At 63.8% G+C, this 4,449-nt stretch carries 4 protein-coding genes and 1 pseudogene; 1 reads left to right on the top strand and 4 read right to left on the bottom strand.

Annotation, left to right across the window (positions count from 1 at the left end; genetic code table 11):
* From ACT3S2_RS15675 to ACT3S2_RS15660, 4 genes are all read right to left on the bottom strand, one after another.
* Positions 1-578, bottom strand: a 578-nt coding sequence (locus tag ACT3S2_RS15675) for an IS110 family transposase (protein WP_444561915.1), incomplete at its 3' end; no start/stop codon positions are given.
* A 135-nt stretch (positions 579-713) separates the two neighbouring features.
* Complete coding sequence (locus tag ACT3S2_RS15670) at positions 714-1,463, bottom strand: ATP-binding protein (RefSeq protein WP_444561914.1); 750 nt, start codon at positions 1,461-1,463, stop codon at positions 714-716.
* Positions 1,460-3,016 (bottom strand): IS21 family transposase, encoded by a 1,557-nt coding sequence (istA, locus tag ACT3S2_RS15665; RefSeq protein WP_444561913.1) that lies wholly within the window; start codon positions 3,014-3,016, stop codon positions 1,460-1,462. Before istA ends, ACT3S2_RS15670 begins: the two co-directional genes overlap by 4 nt.
* A 126-nt stretch (positions 3,017-3,142) precedes the next feature.
* Complete coding sequence (locus tag ACT3S2_RS15660) at positions 3,143-3,358, bottom strand: IS110 family transposase (RefSeq protein WP_444561912.1); 216 nt, start codon at positions 3,356-3,358, stop codon at positions 3,143-3,145.
* A 326-nt stretch (positions 3,359-3,684) separates the two neighbouring features.
* On the opposite strand from ACT3S2_RS15660, the pseudogene ACT3S2_RS15655 reads away from it, so the two are divergent.
* A pseudogene (locus ACT3S2_RS15655) lies at positions 3,685-4,449 on the top strand (IS256 family transposase); the annotation flags it as partial.

The raw sequence follows: 4,449 nt of genomic DNA, 5'->3' as shown, positions 1-4,449 counted from the left end.
CCTGCGGCGACCATCAGGGTGGCCGCAGTCACCGGCCCCACCCCATTCAGGGAGATCAATGTCGGGTTCGCAGCGATGATAAGCGGTGACATCTCCTGCTCGATAACGGCGATTTCGGCGGTCAATCCAACGTGCCGCACGGCAAGGCGCTTCAGCACCTGACGGGCAACATACTCCGGTCCTGTCCCGGTCCGGGGTCTCGAGCGGGCAAGAACACCGACCAGCACGATCGGTCCCAGACGGCGGTAGCCCTCACGCACCGTGTCCGGGGCCGTTACCAGTAGCGCATGGATCTGGTTCATCACCTGCGCACCGGCCTTGGAAGCAGACCGACGCTCAGCCAGCAGCATCTGCAGAACCTCGACGGTCCCACCGCCGCTCTTCGGCACTGAGGTGTCCGCATGGGCCAGGACATTCAATGCTGCCTGCTTCGCATCCAGCGGGTCGGATTTGCCACGCAGGCGTCTGGATCTGCGATTGGGGCGGGCAACTTCAGCGACGTTGAACCCTTCCGCGCTCAAAACGCGGGTGACGCCGGCGCCATAGGACCCGGTCCCCTCGATGCCAACCCGCTCCACGGTTCCAGCGGAACGCAGGAAGTGAGTATTTGAGGCTCTGAGCACCACCCAATCGTGCGGTTCAGCCCCACCGATCGTGCGGGAGAGCGCCAGCGGTGGTGTGGCTGGGAACCCGCTGACGCCATCCCTCATCGATTACGCGCTGGTCAGTGCGATGTGCTCTCTCATGTTGTATTTGCCCGTTTCAACCCAGATTGTGTTGTGGATGATCCGGTCCATGATCGCGTCCGCGTGAACGCCGGCGCCGAGGCGCTGGTGCCAGTCCTTCTGCGAGTACTGGGTGCAGAACACCGTCGACGTTGCGCCGTAGCGGCGCTCCATCAGCTCCAGCAGCATTCCGCGCATTGATTCCGTCGGCCGGTCCAGGAGCCATTCGTCAACGACCAGAATCGTGAACGCGGCGTATTTGCGCAGAAACTTCCCGGAACCGCCGGGGGTGTCTTGGGCGGCGACCCAGGCTTCTTCGAGGTCGGGCATGCGGACGTAGTGGGCGCGGATGCGGTGCTCGCAGGCGCGTTTGGCGATCGCGCATCCCAGATACGATTTCCCCGAACCGGTGAACCCCTGGAAGACGACGTTCTGTTCTCGGTCCACGAACGAGCAGGTGCCGAGCTGGGTCAGCAACGGCCGGTTCAGACCGCGCTCGTCGAGCAGGTCGATGCGGCGCAAATCAGCGTTCGGATAACGCAACCCAGCCCGCCGGATCAGCCCGGCGACCTTGGAATGCGTGAACGTCGAATAGGCGTCATCGACGACCAACCGGACACGTTCATCAAACGACAAGCTGATCGACAGCGTCTCGTCTTGGCCGTCGATCGCCTCGAGCAGCTCGCGGGCGTTCATCTCGCGGAGCTTGCGTTCGGTCTCCGCGTCCAGGCGGCTCAACGGTTCCCTCCCGCGTAGTAGGCGCTGCCACGGACGTATCCGCCATCATCGCCCTCAGGCTCCAGGGGGACGTGGCCGGTCTTGTCCTGCCCGGTATCGAGGATCGGTCTCAGGTGCGCATAACGCGGGGAGCGGATCGGCCCCTTCAGCGCCAGCGCGCTGGCGGCTTCGACCCGGGCCGGGGAGAACCGGCGCGATAGGCGCAGCACTGCCAGCGCGGGGTCGAACCCGGCCTCCTCGATGGAGGCTGCCTCGAAGATCTTGCCGATAACCGTCACCGTGGCCGGGCCCATCCTGGCTGCCCAGTCCTGGATCCGGGCCCGGTCCCAGGCCTGGAAACTGCGCCCCTCGGGAAGGTCGGCCTCGTTCGTCTGATACCGATTCACGGTCGCCGCCGGTAGCAGCAGGTGGCTGGTCAGGCGCTCATCGCCCCGATAGACCTCCAACATCGTGTCCGTGACGCGAAGATCAACACGGCCGCCGATGTGGCTGAAAGGCACGGAGTAGAAGTTCTTCGCCCAGACCACGTGGGCGTTCTTGTTCACCTTGCGCTGGTAGGACCACGTGCTGATTTCGAACGGGACTGCCGGCAGCGGTTGCAGCAGCGGCAGCTCTTCGGTGGTGAAGACGCTCAGCCGGGACCCTTCCCGTTTCTGGAACGGTTGGCGGTTATAGGCATCGATCTGCTCATGGATCCGGGTGCGCAACTGTGCCAGGGACGTGAACTGTTCCTGCCTGAGCCCCGCGATGATCCAGGTCGCGACGTGGAAGACCGTGTTCTCGACGCTCGCCTTGTCTTTGGGGGCCCGAACCCTGCCCGGTAATACCGCGGCCGAATAGTGCGCGGCCATCTCACGGTAGGCGTCGTTGAGAACGATCTCTCCCTCGCGGGGGTGGGAGATCACCCCGGTCTTCAGGTTGTCGGGCACCAGACGCGGGACGCTGCCGCCGAAGAAGGCGAACATCGCCACATGGGCGCGCAGCCACGACTCCTGGCGCATATCCAGGCTCGCTTCCACGAACGCATACCGGCTGAAGGGCAGGCAGGCGACGAACAAATACACCTTCGAAATCTCACCCGTCGTCGGATCCAGCAGCGCCATCGTGGGCCCGGACCAGTCGACCTCGATGCTGCGGCCGGCCTTGTGCCCAACCCGGGACGAAGCCCCGGTCACGGCGGCGTGTTCGGCGTAGAGCCGGCAGAACCGGTCATAGCTCATGACTGCCTGCCCTTCGCGGGAAAACGCGTCGACATACTCCTGGTGCAGCAGCTTCAACGTCACCCCGACCCGGGCCAGCTCGGTGTGGACCCGGGCCCAGTCCGGCTGCGCGAATACGCTCTCGCGGACCCCGCGGCCGGGAAACAACGCCGAATACACCTCGGCCTCCGACAGCTCGGCGACGTCACCCCAACCGAGACCCGCCAGCTCCGCCGCATCGAGGACTGCTTGAATGCTGTGCCGGGATATCCCGAGGGCGGATTCAATTGCCCGTCCCGACAGGCTTTGATTCCGCAGCTGCAAAACCAGCTTCGCTTTGATCTTCCGTACCATTACCGGTACTCCTTCCACCACGTGGCCATCACATGGTGGAAGGAGCCTTTCAGGTGGTGATCAACCGCGCCATCAGTGGTGCTGAACCACATCAGTCGCGCTACCGGGTCATGGTGCTCAACCGCACTACAAGCGGAGCCCACAGAAGCCAATATTCAGGAAGTCCACGATCCTGCGATATCCATCCGGGGTGGCCATGAACTGCCGGTCCAGGACAGCTCGGCCAATGTGATCGATGATCGCTACGTGGTGGGTGTCCTTATGCGTATCGATACCCGCCACCAGTGTTCCGGGCGGCAGACCCGGTGTCGTGGATGGTGGCGATTTTGTCATGACGTTCATGGTGCATTTCCTTTCCGAGGCTGCGTTCTTCGCCGCGGGAAGGGTGGGCAGACAGCACAAAGGTGAGACGACTACCGGTCAGGCTCCTATCAAATCATGTCCCTCCCGACCCCGCGAGGGTGCCCCGGCACCGGCGGACAGATCCACAAAAAGACAACCCTCGATGAGGACGTCGGTGTATTAGTGAGCCACGCTGACGCCGGGGACATGACCATTATCTATGTGTAAGAAGCCAACCCGTCGGGCGTGGCTCCCGAACATAAGGCGGCCACCGCGTGATTCTTGAAACGACCTACCAAAGTACGTTTCGAAAGAGAATCCACGCGATGACCGCACCCCATATTATCGACCCTGCCCGTTTCCTGTCCGAACAACTCGAACATACCTCCCCGGACCTGATGCGCCAGATGCTCACCACGTTCATCAACACCCTGATGAGCGCCGAAGCCGACGCCGTCTGCGGCGCCGAATACGGTGCCCGATCCGAGGACCGAAACACCTCCCGCAACGGATACCGACACCGCGACTTCGATACCCGCACCGGAACCCTGGACGTGGCGATCCCCAAGCTGCGGCAAGGCTCCTATTTCCCTGATTGGCTCCTCGAGCGCCGCCGCCGCGCAGAGACCGCCCTGACCACCGTCGTGGCGACCTGCTACCTCCTGGGAGTCTCCACCCGCCGGATGGAAAAGCTGGTCGAAACCCTCGGGATCACCCGACTGTCCAAGTCTCAGTTCTCCCTCATGGCCGCGGACCTCGACGAACAAGTCGAACAGTTCCGCACCCGGCCTCTGGACGCCGGCCTGTATGCCTTCATCGCCGCGGACGCCTTGGTTCTGAAGGTCCGCGAAGGCGGCCGGGTCGTCAATGTCCACGCGATGATCGCCACCGGGGTCAACGCCGATGGGCACCGCGAAGTCCTGGGCATTCAGGCTTCTTCCGCCGAGGACGGGGCCGGCTGGCTCGGGTTCTTCCGGGACCTGGCCGCCCGTGGGCTGACGGGGGGTGAAGCTGGTGACTTCCGACGCCCACGCAGGCCTCGTGGCAGCGATCGGGGCCACCCTGCCGGGAGCTTCGTGGCAACGGTGTAG

The sequence above is a fragment of the Arthrobacter sp. AOP36-A1-22 genome (assembly GCF_052377615.1).
Taxonomy (GTDB): Bacteria; Actinomycetota; Actinomycetes; order Actinomycetales; family Micrococcaceae; genus Arthrobacter_H.
The sequence above is the reverse complement of the archived record's forward strand: the minus strand, read 5'-3'. Positions and strand labels throughout refer to the sequence as shown.

Excerpts from the sequence above, each read along its gene's own strand:
- istA (WP_444561913.1), bottom strand. The coding sequence starts at position 3,016 with ATGGTACGGAAGATCAAAGCGAAGCTGGTTTTGCAGCTGCGGAATCAA.
- ACT3S2_RS15660 (WP_444561912.1), bottom strand. The coding sequence starts at position 3,358 with ATGAACGTCATGACAAAATCGCCACCATCCACGACACCGGGTCTGCCG.